The organism is Promicromonospora sp. NPDC057138 (genome assembly GCF_042670845.1).
Lineage (GTDB): Bacteria > Actinomycetota > Actinomycetes > Actinomycetales > Cellulomonadaceae > Promicromonospora.
The window spans coordinates 153,824-168,127 of record NZ_JBHUUX010000004.1 but is presented as its reverse complement, the minus strand read 5'-3'; the positions used below and the strand labels follow the sequence as shown (position 1 = coordinate 168,127).

The 14,304-nt window shown below is 70.7% G+C and carries 17 protein-coding genes; 3 read left to right on the top strand and 14 right to left on the bottom strand.

Translation table 11 applies throughout. The annotated features are described in order from the left end of the window. Window positions 1-38: 38 nt before the first annotated feature. Window positions 39-800 carry a hypothetical protein gene (locus ACFT2C_RS04745; protein ID WP_377205854.1) on the bottom strand — a complete coding sequence of 254 codons (762 nt, stop codon included), beginning with the start codon at window positions 798-800 and terminating at the stop codon, window positions 39-41. Window positions 801-856: 56 nt separating this feature from the next. Between ACFT2C_RS04745 and ACFT2C_RS04740 the strand changes: the two genes are divergently transcribed. Then, window positions 857-1,033, top strand: coding sequence for a hypothetical protein (locus ACFT2C_RS04740; RefSeq protein WP_377205853.1), 177 nt, complete (start codon window positions 857-859; stop codon window positions 1,031-1,033). A gap of 39 nt (window positions 1,034-1,072) precedes the next feature. Here the strand turns inward: ACFT2C_RS04740 and ACFT2C_RS04735 are convergent, their stop codons facing one another. The 3 genes from ACFT2C_RS04735 to ACFT2C_RS04725 all read right to left on the bottom strand — a co-directional run bounded on the left by ACFT2C_RS04735 (window position 1,073) and on the right by ACFT2C_RS04725 (window position 3,475). Then, a complete protein-coding gene (locus ACFT2C_RS04735) occupies window positions 1,073-1,549 on the bottom strand; it encodes a hypothetical protein (RefSeq protein WP_377205852.1) in 477 nt (158 codons plus the stop codon). Window positions 1,550-1,598: 49 nt separating this feature from the next. After that, entirely contained in the window at window positions 1,599-2,642 is a 1,044-nt protein-coding gene (locus ACFT2C_RS04730; RefSeq protein WP_377205851.1) for a DNA-processing protein DprA, read from the bottom strand. Between the two features lie 212 nt (window positions 2,643-2,854). Further along, entirely contained in the window at window positions 2,855-3,475 is a 621-nt protein-coding gene (locus ACFT2C_RS04725) for a hypothetical protein (protein ID WP_377205850.1), read from the bottom strand. A gap of 62 nt (window positions 3,476-3,537) precedes the next feature. On the opposite strand from ACFT2C_RS04725, the gene ACFT2C_RS04720 reads away from it, so the two are divergent. After that, window positions 3,538-4,218 carry a hypothetical protein gene (locus ACFT2C_RS04720; protein ID WP_377205849.1) on the top strand — a complete coding sequence of 227 codons (681 nt, stop codon included), beginning with the start codon at window positions 3,538-3,540 and terminating at the stop codon, window positions 4,216-4,218. 301 nt (window positions 4,219-4,519) lie between these two features. Here ACFT2C_RS04720 and ACFT2C_RS04715 read toward each other — a convergent pair whose 3' ends face one another. Beyond that, window positions 4,520-5,344, bottom strand: a complete 825-nt coding sequence (locus ACFT2C_RS04715; protein ID WP_377205848.1) for a glycosyltransferase family 2 protein — start codon at window positions 5,342-5,344, stop codon at window positions 4,520-4,522. Window positions 5,345-5,367: 23 nt separating this feature from the next. Between ACFT2C_RS04715 and ACFT2C_RS04710 the strand changes: the two genes are divergently transcribed. Then, on the top strand, window positions 5,368-5,724 hold the full coding sequence (locus ACFT2C_RS04710; protein WP_377205847.1) for a hypothetical protein: 357 nt from the start codon (window positions 5,368-5,370) through the stop codon (window positions 5,722-5,724). A 258-nt stretch (window positions 5,725-5,982) separates the two neighbouring features. Here ACFT2C_RS04710 and ACFT2C_RS04705 read toward each other — a convergent pair whose 3' ends face one another. The 9 genes from ACFT2C_RS04705 to ACFT2C_RS04665 form a co-directional block, all read right to left on the bottom strand. After that, a complete protein-coding gene (locus ACFT2C_RS04705; protein WP_377205846.1) occupies window positions 5,983-7,494 on the bottom strand; it encodes an ATP-binding protein in 1,512 nt (503 codons plus the stop codon). After that, on the bottom strand, window positions 7,491-7,946 hold the full coding sequence (locus tag ACFT2C_RS04700) for a hypothetical protein (protein WP_377205845.1): 456 nt from the start codon (window positions 7,944-7,946) through the stop codon (window positions 7,491-7,493). The genes ACFT2C_RS04705 and ACFT2C_RS04700 overlap by 4 nt, the downstream gene beginning before the upstream one ends. Window positions 7,947-8,065: 119 nt before the next feature. Further along, a complete protein-coding gene (locus ACFT2C_RS04695) occupies window positions 8,066-8,548 on the bottom strand; it encodes a hypothetical protein (protein ID WP_377205844.1) in 483 nt (160 codons plus the stop codon). Window positions 8,549-8,664: 116 nt separating this feature from the next. Then, a complete protein-coding gene (locus ACFT2C_RS04690) occupies window positions 8,665-9,681 on the bottom strand; it encodes a hypothetical protein (protein ID WP_377205843.1) in 1,017 nt (338 codons plus the stop codon). A gap of 183 nt (window positions 9,682-9,864) precedes the next feature. Further along, window positions 9,865-10,353: a hypothetical protein gene (locus ACFT2C_RS04685; protein ID WP_377205842.1), complete on the bottom strand. Its 489-nt coding sequence runs from the start codon at window positions 10,351-10,353 to the stop codon at window positions 9,865-9,867. Window positions 10,354-10,439: 86 nt separating this feature from the next. After that, window positions 10,440-10,922, bottom strand: coding sequence for a hypothetical protein (locus ACFT2C_RS04680; RefSeq protein WP_377205841.1), 483 nt, complete (start codon window positions 10,920-10,922; stop codon window positions 10,440-10,442). A gap of 67 nt (window positions 10,923-10,989) precedes the next feature. Then, window positions 10,990-12,438 carry an SCO6880 family protein gene (locus tag ACFT2C_RS04675; protein WP_377205840.1) on the bottom strand — a complete coding sequence of 483 codons (1,449 nt, stop codon included), beginning with the start codon at window positions 12,436-12,438 and terminating at the stop codon, window positions 10,990-10,992. Then, window positions 12,435-13,862 carry a conjugal transfer protein TrbL gene (locus ACFT2C_RS04670; RefSeq protein WP_377205839.1) on the bottom strand — a complete coding sequence of 476 codons (1,428 nt, stop codon included), beginning with the start codon at window positions 13,860-13,862 and terminating at the stop codon, window positions 12,435-12,437. Before ACFT2C_RS04670 ends, ACFT2C_RS04675 begins: the two co-directional genes overlap by 4 nt. After that, window positions 13,862-14,167 carry a DUF6112 family protein gene (locus ACFT2C_RS04665; protein WP_377205895.1) on the bottom strand — a complete coding sequence of 102 codons (306 nt, stop codon included), beginning with the start codon at window positions 14,165-14,167 and terminating at the stop codon, window positions 13,862-13,864. Before ACFT2C_RS04665 ends, ACFT2C_RS04670 begins: the two co-directional genes overlap by 1 nt. Window positions 14,168-14,304 lie beyond the last annotated feature (137 nt).

The following is a 14,304-nucleotide window of genomic DNA, read 5'->3' as shown; positions in this document are numbered from 1 at the left end:
GCAACGTCATGCTGTGGGCAGGTGGAAGCACAGGGACGTCACCAGTCGGGGACGTGCCCGTCGTTCTGGCTGATGCTCTTGCGCGCTGGGGGCTGAGAGCCCACACCGGTCGGGGGCTCTGGATCGAACCGGGAGATCCGGTCGGGCCAGAACGCGGGCGACTGGACGGCGGGGTCGAAGCGGCGCAGCAGGTTTACGTGCCCCAGGGCCGCGTTCCACGTGAGCACGTACATGCCGCTGTCGTGGCTGTGGTCGCCGGCCCTACCGGGCGGCTGGTCGTAGTAGTGCCCGTGGAACACGGCGGCGTCACGGGTCTCGCTGCCGTGGTCCCACGCTGCCAGGTGCTGGACCGCGGCCTCGGCGCCGATCTCCGCGATCAGGTCGCACACCGCGTGCCCCTCGGAGTCCTGCAGGAACACGACGTCGTACAGTCGGCCGGGCGGCCATCGGGGAAACGGGTCCTCGCTCTCCGTGGCCGCCATGAACGCGCCCTCCGGGTCGGGACCGTCGGCCAGCCGTGCGGGGTCAAGGGCCAGGAGCCGCACCCGCGCGGCGGCCACCTCCCGCGACGTCGGGGCCGGGTCGCGACTGTCGCGATCCTGCCGCCCGGCGCGGCGGTGTGAGCGGGCGGCGCCGGTGTCGTTCGAGGGCTGGCCGGGACCGGGAGCATCGGTCGTGTCGGTCATGCCGGGCAGGTGCACGACGAGTGCCGGTGGCTCCGGCTCGTGCGGTGGGCGGCGAGCGGGCACGATGAGCAGGTGCAACAGGACAGGGTGCGGGCGCGCCGGCGGCCCGGTCATGAGGCTCAGCCTTGGCGCCGAGCCCGGCCAGCAGAACCGGACCAGACGACCTCAGGGTGGGAACGGTCGTGATCTGGGACTGGCCCATGCTCGCGCTGTTGGTCGCGGCGGTCGCGCTGCTCGCATTCTTCGGCGGGTACCTCATCGGGCACTGGCACGCCGACCAGTCCCGCGACCGCGCCGAGCAAACATGGAAAGCACCGCCCGCCCGCCCCGACAACTCGCATCGGTGACCTGCGAAGGCGAAGCCGTGCCGCGTGAGAGTTGGGCGGTCACAGGCCGGGGCCGGTCAGTGCGTCGGTGGACGTCCGGGCGGCGAACGGCCACGGCTCAGAGGGTCCTGCCGTCGCCGGGGCGGGACGTCCCGCTCCATGCTGTGTCGGGGCGTGGGCCCGGTTGTAGATCCGCAGGGACTCGGTCAGTGCCCGCTTGAGCAGGGTGACGGCCCGGTCGGCGCTGGCCAGCGGCAGGTGGAGCAGGTCGGCCACACCGCTGGCCGTCAACGCCTGCCCGTCATGGTCTCGGACGGTGTATGTGGTGCCACGGACCGCGAACTTCACGGTGAACCGGGCACTCGTGACGGGCCGGTAGGCGTGGACCATGGCCGTGTGCACCGGCCCGCTGACACTCGGGACAGAGAACCGGAACTGGCCGAACTCGACGCGCTCCAGGCCGGGCAGGGTCTCGATCGCGTCCAGCGCCCGCACCACAGGCATGTCCCACGCCTCGGGCCGCAAGCTGTCGTTCATCGTGTGCTCCATGAGTGAGGCGGATCGGCGTTGCGGCCCGGGGCCGGAGTCAGAGCGGAATCCAGGCTCGCGACGACGGCGCGCCGTGATCCGACGGCGGCTGCGCGGACAGATCCCGCTCAGCGGACCGATCGGCCGTGCTTGTCGGCGGGATGGTCCGGCGTGGGGCGGTGAGCAGGTTCATTGCGTCTGTGGCGTGGGTGATCATGCGCGCAAGGTGCTGGCGCAGCAGCTCGTTGGTCCCCGCGCTGGCTGGGCTGGTTATCTCTCCGGGGACGGCGCCCAGGGGGCGGCCGAGCCGGACGGCAGCGGTGGCGATCCTCAGGACGGGGGAGTGGTGGGACGACTCGGTCACGACGACCGCGTCGGCCAGGGTGGCCACGAGCTGGTCGCGCACCTGGAGACGGGTCCGGTTGCTGGACCGGCCAGGTGGGGTGGCGCTGACCAGGACACCGCCGTCGGTGGTGAGCCGGTCGAACACGTCGGCGTTGCCGCTGGGGTGTGGGCGGTCCAGGCCCCTGGGCAGCACCGCGACAGCGTGCCCGTCTCCGTACAGGGCGCCCAGGAGCGCGGTGGTGTCGATGCCGTGACCGCCGGTGGTCACGATCGTGACACCCCGCTGCACGAGCTCGGTCGCCAGCTCACGGGTAACCCGTGTGCCGTACCGGGTCCCGATCCGTGACCCGATCAGGGCGACCCGGGGCTGCCGGTCGACCAGCACCGAGGGATCTCCGCGCGTCCACAGCACCAGCGGCGGGGCCGCCGCGTTTCCGGCCGGTGCCGGCCAGCTGGGGTCGGACGGGATCAGGGTGCCCAGGTCCAATTCTTGTGTCCGCCGCAGGACGTGGCTGATCTCCGACAGGTCCAGGCGTCGCGCGACGGTCTCGCGCCACCGGGCCAGGCGCATGGTCTCGCTGTGGAGCGCACCGCTGGCGATCTGCTGCACCAGGCTGACCGGGCCGTGCTCGGCGACCAGCTCGGCGGCGAGCTCGTCGCCTGGTGCGCAGCCCAGCGCCAGGATGATCCGCGCCGTGCGTTCGTCGGCGGCCATGCCGGCGATCTCGCCCAAGTCCTGTTCCATGTCCTGCTCCATGCCGTGCCTCCTCGGTGCGGTGCGTCTGGTGAGCTCGTCTGGGGTCGCGGGTCAGAACGTGATCCCGTCCGGTCCGGCCGGCGGCGACGCGGAGCGTCCGCTGCGTGCCACGTCTTGTGCGGGAGCAGGTAGTGATCTGCTGGGGCCGGTGGGTGTTCCCGGCGTTCGGCCCTGTCTCCCTGCCCATCGCAGCTCCTGCTTCGTCGGGCAGGTCAGAGCCGAGGGCCGTCGTCGCGGTCCTTCGGCTGCGCGGTGGGCGCGGGGTACGACCACGACGAAGCGGATTCGGAGGCCGCGTGGCCGAGCCGTGCTGCCGGTGACGAGCGGCCGGCGTCCCTGGAGCCCGGCTCCGCGTTCAGCGCCCCGGTCAGGGAGGCGCGGTCGATCGTGCGTGCTGCGTCCACCCGCCCGAGTACCTCGCCCGGATCCAGACCAGCGGCGTCGATGGTGTCGAAGATGCTGTCGAGGGCGCGAAGCTCATCGGCGTTGTCCAGGAGCGCCCGAGCGACATCTGGGTCGGGATGAGGGCCCGGGTCTTCAGGATCAGGCCGATCGAAGTCAGGGTGGTTCGGGTCGTTCCAGGCCCTCATGTCGTCGGCAAGGAAGGTGAAGGCCGCGGCCGCCGCATCGTCGAGGCTCCAGTCGGTTCCCTCGAGTCTGATCGAGTCATCGTGCGCGGCCACGCCGTGGTCGGCGTCCGTGATCGTCGTCCGAAACTCGGACAGCGCGTAGCCGGCTTCCTCGTCGTAGACCGTCTTGCTGAAGGAGACGCTCATCTGGAGGCTGCCGGCCTGGATGCGCCGCACCGGTTCGGGTGTGCTCTCGTCGCTCATGCCCCGTAGGTGTGCTGATGCGCCCGAGCGGCTCTGGCAGCAGTGCGAGCTTGCCAAGGCTCGTGCAGCGGACCCAGACGGGACGGTATGCCGGGAACACGATCCAAATCCTCGCAAAGATCACCATCGACAAGAGCATCGTCATGCGTCCTGATGTCACCCGGTGCCACGCCGATCCCTTGCCTCTCGACTGCGCGACGGCGAGCGATCGGACGCTGACTGTGAGCGACTTTCATGGCAGTGGCGGGGCTCGCCGTCTAGCATCCAAATGGATTGCATTCAGACCCACGAACGAGGGAGAACCGATGAGAAGGATCGGCATGCTCGTGGCCGCCGCAGTGGCTGTTCTCACTCTTGTCACTGCGCCTATAACCGCTGTGCCTACCGTTGCTGCAGCGGCGCCAGCCAGCGCAGCTGCGTACCCCACCTCCGACTTCCTGATCAGGGACGGCGCGGGCGGCTACTTCGCCGGCACGGTCACCTGGTACAACCGCTCAGTCAACGTCGCGGGAGACTTCAACGCCAACGGATGCGAGCGGGTATACGCGTCCGCGCACGATGCGAGAAAACAGCTTGACGAGAGAAGCACAAGCCTTCACTGCGGTACTCAAACCTCGGAGAGCTTTCCCCTCTACGCGGACGTTCCTGGTGGGGCAGCTCTCGTCTACATCCAGATCGCAGGTGCGGATGGGCGCATATACGGCTTCACGAATTGCCAGCGCGCGACCTTGATCTGTGACTAGTACTGCAACGGCAGTTAGGTGAGTGAGGCTTTCTCACTTCATTCCTTGATGGGTCGCTGAAGATGAAGCAGGACGAGCGCGCCGCGGTGATCTCGGTGGTGCGAGCTGGGTCGAGGCTGCCAACTCATCGGCCCATGCTGAGCCCGCGACCAACCCGCGACGCCCAGTTCACGGCCCACCCCGGGCCGACTCGGTCGGGCTGGCGCAACTCGTCGCTATGCTCAGTTACGAGCTGATCGCGGCATGACCGGATGCTCGGGGCGGGAACGACGGACCTGATCACGCTGCGACTGTGGCCGGTTCACCCACGCAGGCAGGCCGCAATGAGGCGCTCCGCCGTCGGCGCGCCGACCTCGTCGGTGAACTCGGCGAGGAACGCGGCGTACCGGTGGGGCGCCCCTGGTTCTTCCATGAAATGTGCTTCGGAGTGCGTGCGGGCCCAGTCGAAGTAGCGGTTGGCGCGGTCATCGGCGTCAAGCACCGCTCGCAACGTGGTCCGGCCGAGGTGCACCACGTATCCGTCCCGGGTGAACGGCAACTCGACCGCGGCGACGCCGGCGCGCCGCGCTGAGTCCTGCAGTCGCTGTGAAGGGCTGCCATCCTCCTCGAACGGGGCGACCGGGTCGCGCCACACCTGAACCGGATCGAGCAGCAGACAGTGCAGGCCCAGCAACTCGCCCGGGCGATTCCACCGGTCGTCCGACCACTGGCCGACCATGCCGGCGCCCGTGCGCATCATCAGATCGACGCCGGCCGACAGGGCGTCCGACCGCAACACGATGCAGTCGGAGTCGAGTATCCACACGGGTCCAACGCGGTGGCCAGCGGTTTGCGTCGCCGCCAGATGGTCCATCGCCTGGGTCAGCGCGGGACCGTGATACCGCTGTTCCCGGTTGGCGATGACCTCACAAAGGCCCGCCTCGGCCAGCGCGCCCAGCAACTCGGCGGATCCGTCGGTCGACGCATTGTCGACCACGACCAGCCGCAACTCGGGGGTCCGTATGGTATGCAGAAGCCCGTAGATGGCCTGCGCGGTGACGGCGATGGTGTTGTAGCTGACCATCACCACGCCAACCCGCTCCACGGCTGCTGGCCGTGCATCGTCCGGCCACTCATGCAACCGCATAGTGCGTTTCCTTCCATCGACCATTGCCCAACTACCCGCCGCGACTTCCTGCGTCGATGTCCGGTGACAGGCATCTTGGCCCACATCTGGCGTTCCCCACAATCCGATTCCTGACGGACGCCTCCCACGACGGTCAATCGGTCGAGGCCGTCGATCAGCGGCGCGAACGCGCCAACGAGATTGCCGACATCGGCCGCCGCGGCCTCACCGCATCGCTCGAACCCCGCCTTCGCGACGGCCCAAGCAGTACGGTTCCCGTCCTTCCAAGTCACCAGCACGTCGGGTCGGCGGTGCAGGTCAAGTCCGGGGTTTTTGATCGTCTGATCCTCGACGACGCTGGTGTGCTCTCCGGTCTTGGCAGCGGCCCACTAAGTGGGTAGCCGCGACGTTTGAAGTGACTGAAACCCGGGGCGGTTCAGGGCGCTACACCGCCATGGCCGGCCCAGATCTGGCACACGAACGCCCCCACACCGCGCCTTGAGCGACCGGTATGAGTACGAGGCGCGAGCGCCAGACCGCCCCACCCAACGGCGAGCAGACCACATCGGTATGACGCGACCGCGTCCGGATCGATGGGTTGGCCAAACTCGCGGCACAATGGCACCCGGGATCGGATGGCACCGTGAGTTCGTGATGATTCACCCGCCAGAATTCTTGAACTCACGGGAGGATTCTCCGGAGGCCTTGGTACCTGTCTCGAAGAGTCGGGCCTCGGCGGGGTGGAGCTGGGCCTGGACCAGAAAGGACCTGTTGCGGATGCGCCACAGGCCCTGTCCGAGGCCGAGAGTGGGCAGGAGCGTGGTCTCGGTGCCGGTCAGGCCCAGGGCCTGGGTCGCGGCCTCGAGCTGGTCGGTCTCCTGCCGGTAGATGACCCTGGTCTCGGCGTTGGCCAGCAATGCGGCGGCCAGGGAGCGTTGCGCGGAGCCGGCGTCGCCGACGGTGTCCAGGTCGGACAGGCGGTGGAAGACGAGCATGTTCGCGATCCCGTAGTGCCGGGCCAGGCGCCAGTGCGCGTCCATCCGGCGCAGCAACGCCGGATGCGACATGAGTCGCCAGGCCTCGTCGTACACGACCCAGCGCTGCCCGCCGTCGGGGTCGGTCAGCGCGGCTTCCAGCCACGCGGAGGCGCAGGTCATGAGCACGCCCAGGGCGCCGGCGTTCTCCGCGACCCGGGACAGGTCCAGGGAGAGCATCGGCAGGGTCGGGTCGAACGCGACGGTCGACGGGCCGTCGAACATCCCGGCCAAGTCGCCGCGGACCAGGCGCCGAAGGGCGTGCGCGAGGTGTCTCCCGTCCTCCGCCAGCCGCCGACGGTCGTCGTCGGGGCTGTGGTCAGGGGTCAGGAGGTGGTCCACGACCTGGGGCAGTACCGGTGTCGAGCTGGTGCGGACGGCGTCCCCCAGGGCGATGTCCAGGGCGGTGTGCTCGACGGGTGCCAGGGTGCGGCCGAGCATGCTCTCGGCCAGGGCGCCGACCAGGGTGCGGCGCCGGGCGGTGACCTGGCCGGCCCAGGAGTCATCGTCGATGCCCGCCGGGCGGTGTCCCTCGTCCAGGGGGTTGAGCCTCGCGCCCATCCCCGGCCCGAGCGCGATGGCTTTGCCGCCGACGGCCTCGGCGATCGGGGTGTGCTCGCCCTTGGGGTCGCACGCGATGTAGACCTTGCGGCCGAACGCGAGCGAGCGCAGGTACAGGGATTTGGCCAGGGCGCTCTTGCCGGCGCCAACGATCCCGGCCACGACCATGTTGGGTGCGGTGATCAGGCCTCGGGCGTACAGCACCCACGGGTCGAACACGAAACTGCTGCCGGAGTGCAGGTCGCGGCCGACGAACACCCCGTCCGCCCCCAGGCCGCCCTCGGCCAGGAACGGGTAGGCCCCGCCCCAGACCCTGCTCGTGTCCTGGTGCCTGGGGACCCGGAACCGGATCGGGGTCCGCAGCGCCGCCGGGCCGTGCTCCCCGCTGCGCGGCAGGAACCGGCGCCCGTTCTGTTCGGCGCGTTCGGCGGTCTGGCGCTCCTGGTCGGCGTGCTGGCGGTCTCGGCGAGCACGGACCAGGACCTGCGCCGCGGCGCGCCGGCGGGCACGCCGCACCGACCTCGGTTCGCGGCCCGTGGTGAGCGTGGCGGTGTGCAGCCGGTCCCCGGGGTTCACAATGCGAACTCCGGCCCGGCCCCGTCCTGTCGGCGCGGTGGCCCAGGATCCGGCTGGGGATCGCGCGGGGACGCCGATCGGCGGCCATCCGGGCCGTCCGTGCCACGGGCACCCGGCATGAACACTTGCGGGGAAGACGAGGCCGGAGCGGATGCGGGACCGTATGGCAGCTCGGGCAAACGCTTAGTGGCCCGCAATGCGTCGCCGAGGGTTGCGGCGGCGTCGTCGAGGTACTCGCCCGCCTGGGTGAAGCCACGGATGGCATTGCGCGCGGCCGAAGGAGACCAGTCGCCGGGGATCGCCGTGCCTGCTTCGATGTGGGCGTCCTGTAACTCCTGGAAGCGACGGAGGGTCTCGGCCAACGCATGAACGATTCCGCTGAGCTTGTTCGCGAACACCAGTGCACGCTCGGCCGGCACTGCCAGCGGCACCGTCTTGGCCTCGGGTGACACACGGAGATCGGGCGGCGCGTCGGACGACGGTGTCTCGGCGGGCCGTGGTGTCGATGGCCGGGTTGATGGTGGTGTCGGCCGTGAGGTGGGTGCCAGGGGTTCGGTGCGCGGGTCCGGGGTCATGACGCCCGCCCTCCGGTCTGGCCGACGGCCCGGCCGTCACGGCTGGTCTCGGCGCTGGTGTCGTGGCGGGCATGCCGTGCCTGGGCGCGTGGTCGGCGTCCGGCCGACCGGGCGGCAGCGGCGGGGGTGGTTGATGCCGGGTACCACGCGATGGCGCCGGAGTGGCCCATGGCCAGGTCGAGGCTGACGTAGGCCCGGCCGAACAACTCGCCGGCCTTGCGCAGGTCCTCGGCGGCGGTCAGGGCCTGGACGTGCCCGCCGGCGGCCGCGCCCTGGTCGTCGTGCGCCAGGTGCAGGTTCTCGCGGTGCGCGGCGGCGACCTGGGACACGACCTGTTCCAGGCGGCGGACGGTGGCGGCCAGGTCGCTGATCACCCAGTACGTGTCCGCGGGGTCGTCGAACTTCTGGGTGGAGTGCGCCAGGCGTCGTAGTGCCTCGGCGGTGTCCTCGGCATCGTGCTGTGGACTGGTGGACGGCATGAGGGGCTCCAATAGGGGGCGTGTGCGGACCGGGACACCGCCCAGGTGCACCCCCGTCCCCGTCGTCCCCGTCCGGCCACGGGTACTGGGGGACCAGGCGGTGCTACTCGGTGGGGTCACAGCGACGGTCCGTCCTCGGCCGACGGACGCGGCGGCTCCCGATGCCCAGGACTCGGCGGGTGCCATGGTGGTGCCGGGGACCGCAAACGCCGACCGGGGGCCACGGGCTCATGCGCGGGTGCCGCGGCCGGGACGCCCGTATACCGGGTGGGCCAGGCTGTCGGGCGGGGCAGGTCAGCGGGCAGCTCGCGCAGCAGGCGCACGTGTCCGGTGCCGGGGTGGTAGGCAAGGACGTACGGGCCGTGCCCGGCCACGAGGGTGCCGGGGTCGCTCGGTACCTGGTGGTAGACCTCCTGGTTGAACAAGGCGGCCTCCAACGTCACCGCCCCGCGGTCGCTCTGAGCCAGGTGCCGGATCGCTGCGGTACAGCCGTGGCGATCGACGAGGTCCAACATGGCGCGCCCGGCCGCGTCCTGCCGGGTCGTCACCGTGTAGTAGCGGCCCGGCGGCCACACCGGCCCGGCCACGACCGACGCCGGCTGCTCCGGCGGACCCGGCTCCTGCGCGCGTGTCGCGCCCGCGGCCGTCCGCGGCCCTTCATGGTCGGCATGCTCTGGTTCTCTGACGGGCTGTTCGATGTCCAGGGCGAGCATGCTCAGCTCGTCGGACCACTGGTCCGACGCCTCGGTGACCCAGTCGGGGAACAAGCGCAGGTTCTCCGGCTTGCTGCCTGGGTGGTCCATCTCGTACCAGTAGGCCTCGGCCGCCGCCGACAGGAGAGTCACCAAGGTGCCCATCATCGTGGTGGTGTCGACGTGTGCACCGACACCGGAGTAGAGATCTCGCTCGATGTGTGGCGGGGCCTGAGGGTTGGTCATGTCGGCGATCCGGTACCCGTACCGGTGCCGGTACCCACCGAGCTCGTCCGGCACCGTGCCGTCGTGCCACAGGGCCAGGCTCAGGGAGCCGACCCGCCGCGTGACCCGGATCCGGTCGGCGGCGGAATGTTTCCTGGGGAGGATGGCGTCGTCCATGCCCGGCAGGTGCGCCGCCGACGGCGCCGCCCACGGCATCCCCGGGTGCCTCTGGCTGTGCCCGTGACATCGCGGTTGACGGGCTCCGCGCGGGGCCGGCCGCGCGAGCTGAGGTAGCTGCGTGCGGCCGGCCTGAGTATGCGGCGTGCCTGTAGTCGGGTCACACGGCTGTGGTGGTACCGGCTCTGTCGGGAGCGGCGCTGGCCAGCGCTGCACTGGTTGTCACAGTGCTGGCATGTGCGAGGACTCCTCCCGGGCCGGGAGAGCACGGTGCGTTCCCGGTGGGTCGGGATCGGTACGCGGGCGGTCGGGAGCATCGTTGCCGGGTGCGGTCCAGGTGGCGCCGGGCTGTGGCTGGGGCAGCAGCCGGGTGGCGTTGTTCCGGCCGGTGGCCAGGGGCTGGCAGGCGAAGCTGATCCGGGCGGCGGCGTCGGTGAAGCCGTTGACCGCCTGCGCTTTGATCCACGCGCGCGCGGCAGTGTCACGGCGGCGGACGGGTGGGTCGGGCTGGCGCAGGGCCAGGGTGGACAGGTGAGTGGTGACGTTCGCGACCTCGCGTAGCACCGCAAGGAGCTCGTCAGTGATCTGAGGTGCCTGGTCCAGGCTGGTCAGGGTGCTTGTCTCGGCGACCAGGCGGCGCATCGTGATCGCGACGGCTGCCGCGGTCTCGACGGGGTCCGCGTCCGGGACTTCGGGCAGGGCAGTGTTCATGGGAGCTTCCTTTCGCGAGCCGACGCCAGAACTGGGTTCGAGCCGGTTCACAACCGGGCAGAGCTGGGGCCGGGGTCTGGAACGGGCTACGGTTCGCCGTTCCCGATGGTGAAGGTGGTGTCTGCCGGTCCGGTGGAGGTTTCGGCGAGCAGGTCGAGCTGGATGTCGAGCTCGTCCAGGTACCGCACGGAGGTCCGCACGAGCCACTCGGGCACGGTGTCCCTCGGCGCGTCACCACTGCCCGTGCCCGCCGGGTTGTCGACGTATGCACGGGCCGCGGCGTACAGGTACTCGGTCAGATAGGCCAGGGCTGCCTCGGAATCGATCGGGCCTAGGTTGAACAGGTCCTGTGCGGCGTACTTCTCGAACGACCGGAAGTCACGGACCAGATACGGGTACCGGTGGCGGACCCTTCCGTGCTCGTCCTGGCCGTCGCTCACGTGCCGCACCGACAGGCGCAGGGCACCGGTCTGCCGCATGGCCGACCAGCCGCGCACGCGCCGCGAACCCGGTGCGCCGGAGGTCGATGTGCCGGAGCCCGATGTGGTGGATGGTTTCGAGGTGTTCATGCCGCGTAGGTGTGCGATAGTCGCCGCGCCCAACGCGGAGCATGAGCCTCGGGCACGGGCCCCTGGTTCAGCCGGGCAGGATCGTGCGGGCTAACGCCTGGGCCTGCTGCCCCCACAACCGTCTGGTCTCCAGGCCGGCCTGGATCGCGGCTTGCGCGACGGCGGCGATGTCGTGCTCGAGCTGCTCGACGTCCGGGGCGCTTATCGTGATCAGCCCGGTGGCGGTCAGCAGGCTGTGCCCGGCGGCCAGGTCGGCCTCCTGCTGCAGGACGTCGGACAGCTCGGCCTGGTCGGTCGCGTCCGTGGTCTGCCCCATCCGCGCACGTTGGGCGGCGTCGGACAGGTGCCCGGTCCGGCGCCGCCGCAGCTCCCTGACGGCGACGTCGGTACGAACGGGCCGATAGGCCAGCGAGACGGTGCGCTGCACACCCGAGGACAGCAGCAGCGGCGCCAGGAACCCGGGGTAGGTGCGGGCTTGTGGCCACTGCGAGATCCACAGGACGCAGTGATAGCCGCCGTCGGCGCGCAGGTTCCCCCAGGTCTCGGTGACCGCGATCGGCCCCGCGGCCGCCAGCTCCCGACCCAGCGTCGGGTGGCGTTCCAACGCAGGCCCGAGCGCGGGGTCGTAGGCGGTGCGCAGGTGGACGGCGAGCCGGCCCGGGTCGTAGGGGTCGCCCGGGGTGAGGTCGGCCGCGCGCAGCGCGATCATCAGAGTCTCGAGCTCCTGCCGCAGCACGGCGGCGGCGCCACGTAGTCCGCCACCGGCTGCCCGGATGCCGCGGGCGGCGGTGTTCATGTCCAGGGACAGCGCGATCGTGGTGGCGTGCTGCTCCCCGGCCGGCCCGGCTCGGTCGATCAGGTCGGCATACGTCCGGGACGCGAACGACCCGTCGTCGATGCCATGCGCGTGCCACCAGTCGGCCAGGGAGGCGCCGGAGCCGGGCAGGGTGCGTTCGGTGACCTGCAGGGCGGCGATGTGCCCGGAGCGGGATACTGTCGCCAACACCCGGCCCCACGCGGTCACGCGGCGCTGCTGCTCACCGGGGTCGAGCAGCACGAACGCCCGGTGCGTGACCGGGATCAGGACGGTCAGCGTGGCGGCGCGCGGGTCGTGCACGAGCACCCCGCCGGTGACCGGGTCGGTGTACTGGCGCAGCGCGGCGGTGTCGCCGGGCAGGGCCAGGGTCCCGGCCGGGCGCGGCCGGACCTGCCTGTTCGTGATGCGGGCGCGGTAGTGGAGCTGGCCGGTCGCGGTGCGCCAGGCCCAGGAGGCGGCGATCGGGACCCAATCGATCAAGTGCCGCCCACCCCACGGGACCAGCGCGGCCCCGGCGGTCAGGACCAGGACCGGGATCGCGTAGAGGGCGCCGCTGCCCTGGTAGAGCGCGACCACCAGCGGCACCGCGCCCAGGCCGATCGTGACCAGCTGGGTCGCGGTCAGGCCCAGGATCAACGCCCGCTTGGACAGGCGGGAGAACTTCACCGCCCCGAGCTGCCCTGTGCTGGGGGCGCTCATGACTGGGTCCCGTCGCGGAACAGGATCCCGGGCTGCTCCTGCGGCGCCGTCGACGGCGCCGCAGGATCGTCGTCAGGCGCGTTCGCGGCCCGCTCAGCGGCGCCTGCCGGGGCCCCTGCCTGGCCACCGTGGGTGGCACCGGGCTGGGTCGCGCCGTCGCCGGCCTGGGTGGCGTCGTCGCCGACGGCCTGGCCCGCGTGGTGCCCGGCGTCGAAGGCGCCCTTGGCGAGAGCTACTCCGCCGAGGGCAGGCAGCGCCGCGCCGGCCGCCGCACTCCCGCCCGCGGTGCCGGCTCCCGTAGCTCCACCTCCCGTGGACGTGCCGGTGCCGGTTCCTGTGCTGCTCGGCGTTCCGACCGTCGTGTCTCCTGGGGTGGTCACCGTGCTGGAGGAGCCCGATCCGCCCGCGGAGCCGTCCCCGGAGCCACCGGAGTTTGTGCTGTCCTTGGTGTCGTCGGAGTCGACGACCTTGGGCGGGTTGGGGCGGGGCCACCCACCGGGCAGGTACGGCACCGGCCGGTTGAGGGACTCCTTGGCGTCGGACTCGGTCGTCATCGTCGCCCAGAGGTCGAGGCCGATGAAATTGATGAATTTGTAGGTCAAGTAGGGGGCGAACGCGCCGATGATGAGCAGCACGATCCCGGTCAGGGGCTCGGCCACGGAGGCGATGTCGGCCTCGATCGGCGCGGACATCTGCTCGGTCGCGATCAGGAAGATCGTGACCATGACGAGCTTGGACACGATCAGCGCGACCATGAAGGTGACCCACTTGCTCACCCACCCGCGGGTGGCGTCCCAGGTCGCGCCGGCCATGGCCAGCGGGCCGAGGGCGATCGCGACCAGGATCAGCGCGGAGCGCACCAGCAGGCTGATCCACACCGCGAACCCGGCACTGAACGCCATGCCGGTCAGGAACAACCCGAGCAGGGGGCCGACGCCGATCACGTTGGTGGAGATCGTGATCCCGGTGACGATGAGGACCAGGCGGTGGCCGATCTGCTCCATGGTGGTACCGGCCGCTTGCACGAGCCCGGCGCAGAGCTGGTCGGTGATCTCCAGCAATAGCGCAGTCAGCGTCACTATTACGAAGCTGCCCAGGATGGACTTGCCCAGCCCGAGGACGCCGCGGCCGAGGGCGCCGGGGTCGCGGCGGATCATGCCGGTGGCGACCTGCAGTAGGAAGAACAGCAGCATTACGACGACCGCGATCCCGAACACCAGCGAGTAGACCCGGGTGTAGGAGTCACTGGTGACGTCGACCATGGTGGTGGTCACCATCAGGGCCCACATGCCCTCCAGCACCCACGCGGCGGTGTCACCGGTCCAGTCCGCCAGGCCCTGGATCGGGGAGGCGGCCGAGCCCGCGGTGACGTCGCCGGACCCAGCGCAGACCTGCGCCACCACGGGCAGGGAGCAGACGTCCATCAGATCTGCTGCCCGAGGTCCCAGCCGAAGTTGACCAGGGCGACGGCGGCCCCGCACACGACTCCGGCAGCGGCGGCGACCAGGATCCCGGTCTTGCCCCGCCCGGCCAGGTGGGGGTTGGAGGAGTTGGCGCCGAAAGCCCACACGATCGCGGCGATGATCAGGGCGACCACGGCCAGGATCAGGCCGATGCTCATGATCGCGCCGACGATCTCCTTGAGCTGGTCGATGCCGGGCAGCCCGTCGGTGTTCGGGGTGATGTCGATGTCCGGGGACTCTCCGGTCGCGATGCTGGTGGCGACCATGGTGGCGCGCTCGGCGGCGTGGGTGGCGGCCAGCGACGCTGACTGCGCGGTGGTCTGGAGGATGGGCAGCATGGCGGTTCTCCCTCAGCGGTGGGTGTCTGCGCCGGGGAGGTGTGCCGCCCCCACCACCATTGGGG

Bases quoted from the DNA above. Each gene is read 5' to 3' on its own strand.
- ACFT2C_RS04745 (WP_377205854.1), bottom strand. From the start codon at position 800: ATGACCGGGCCGCCGGCGCGCCCGCACCCTGTCCTGTTGCACCTGCTC.
- ACFT2C_RS04735 (WP_377205852.1), bottom strand. From the start codon at position 1,549: ATGAACGACAGCTTGCGGCCCGAGGCGTGGGACATGCCTGTGGTGCGG.
- ACFT2C_RS04730 (WP_377205851.1), bottom strand. From the start codon at position 2,642: ATGGAGCAGGACATGGAACAGGACTTGGGCGAGATCGCCGGCATGGCC.
- ACFT2C_RS04725 (WP_377205850.1), bottom strand. From the start codon at position 3,475: ATGAGCGACGAGAGCACACCCGAACCGGTGCGGCGCATCCAGGCCGGC.
- ACFT2C_RS04715 (WP_377205848.1), bottom strand. From the start codon at position 5,344: ATGCGGTTGCATGAGTGGCCGGACGATGCACGGCCAGCAGCCGTGGAG.
- ACFT2C_RS04695 (WP_377205844.1), bottom strand. From the start codon at position 8,548: ATGCCGTCCACCAGTCCACAGCACGATGCCGAGGACACCGCCGAGGCA.
- ACFT2C_RS04690 (WP_377205843.1), bottom strand. From the start codon at position 9,681: ATGCCGTGGGCGGCGCCGTCGGCGGCGCACCTGCCGGGCATGGACGAC.
- ACFT2C_RS04685 (WP_377205842.1), bottom strand. From the start codon at position 10,353: ATGAACACTGCCCTGCCCGAAGTCCCGGACGCGGACCCCGTCGAGACC.
- ACFT2C_RS04680 (WP_377205841.1), bottom strand. From the start codon at position 10,922: ATGAACACCTCGAAACCATCCACCACATCGGGCTCCGGCACATCGACC.
- ACFT2C_RS04675 (WP_377205840.1), bottom strand. From the start codon at position 12,438: ATGAGCGCCCCCAGCACAGGGCAGCTCGGGGCGGTGAAGTTCTCCCGC.
- ACFT2C_RS04670 (WP_377205839.1), bottom strand. From the start codon at position 13,862: ATGGACGTCTGCTCCCTGCCCGTGGTGGCGCAGGTCTGCGCTGGGTCC.
- ACFT2C_RS04665 (WP_377205895.1), bottom strand. From the start codon at position 14,167: ATGGTCGCCACCAGCATCGCGACCGGAGAGTCCCCGGACATCGACATC.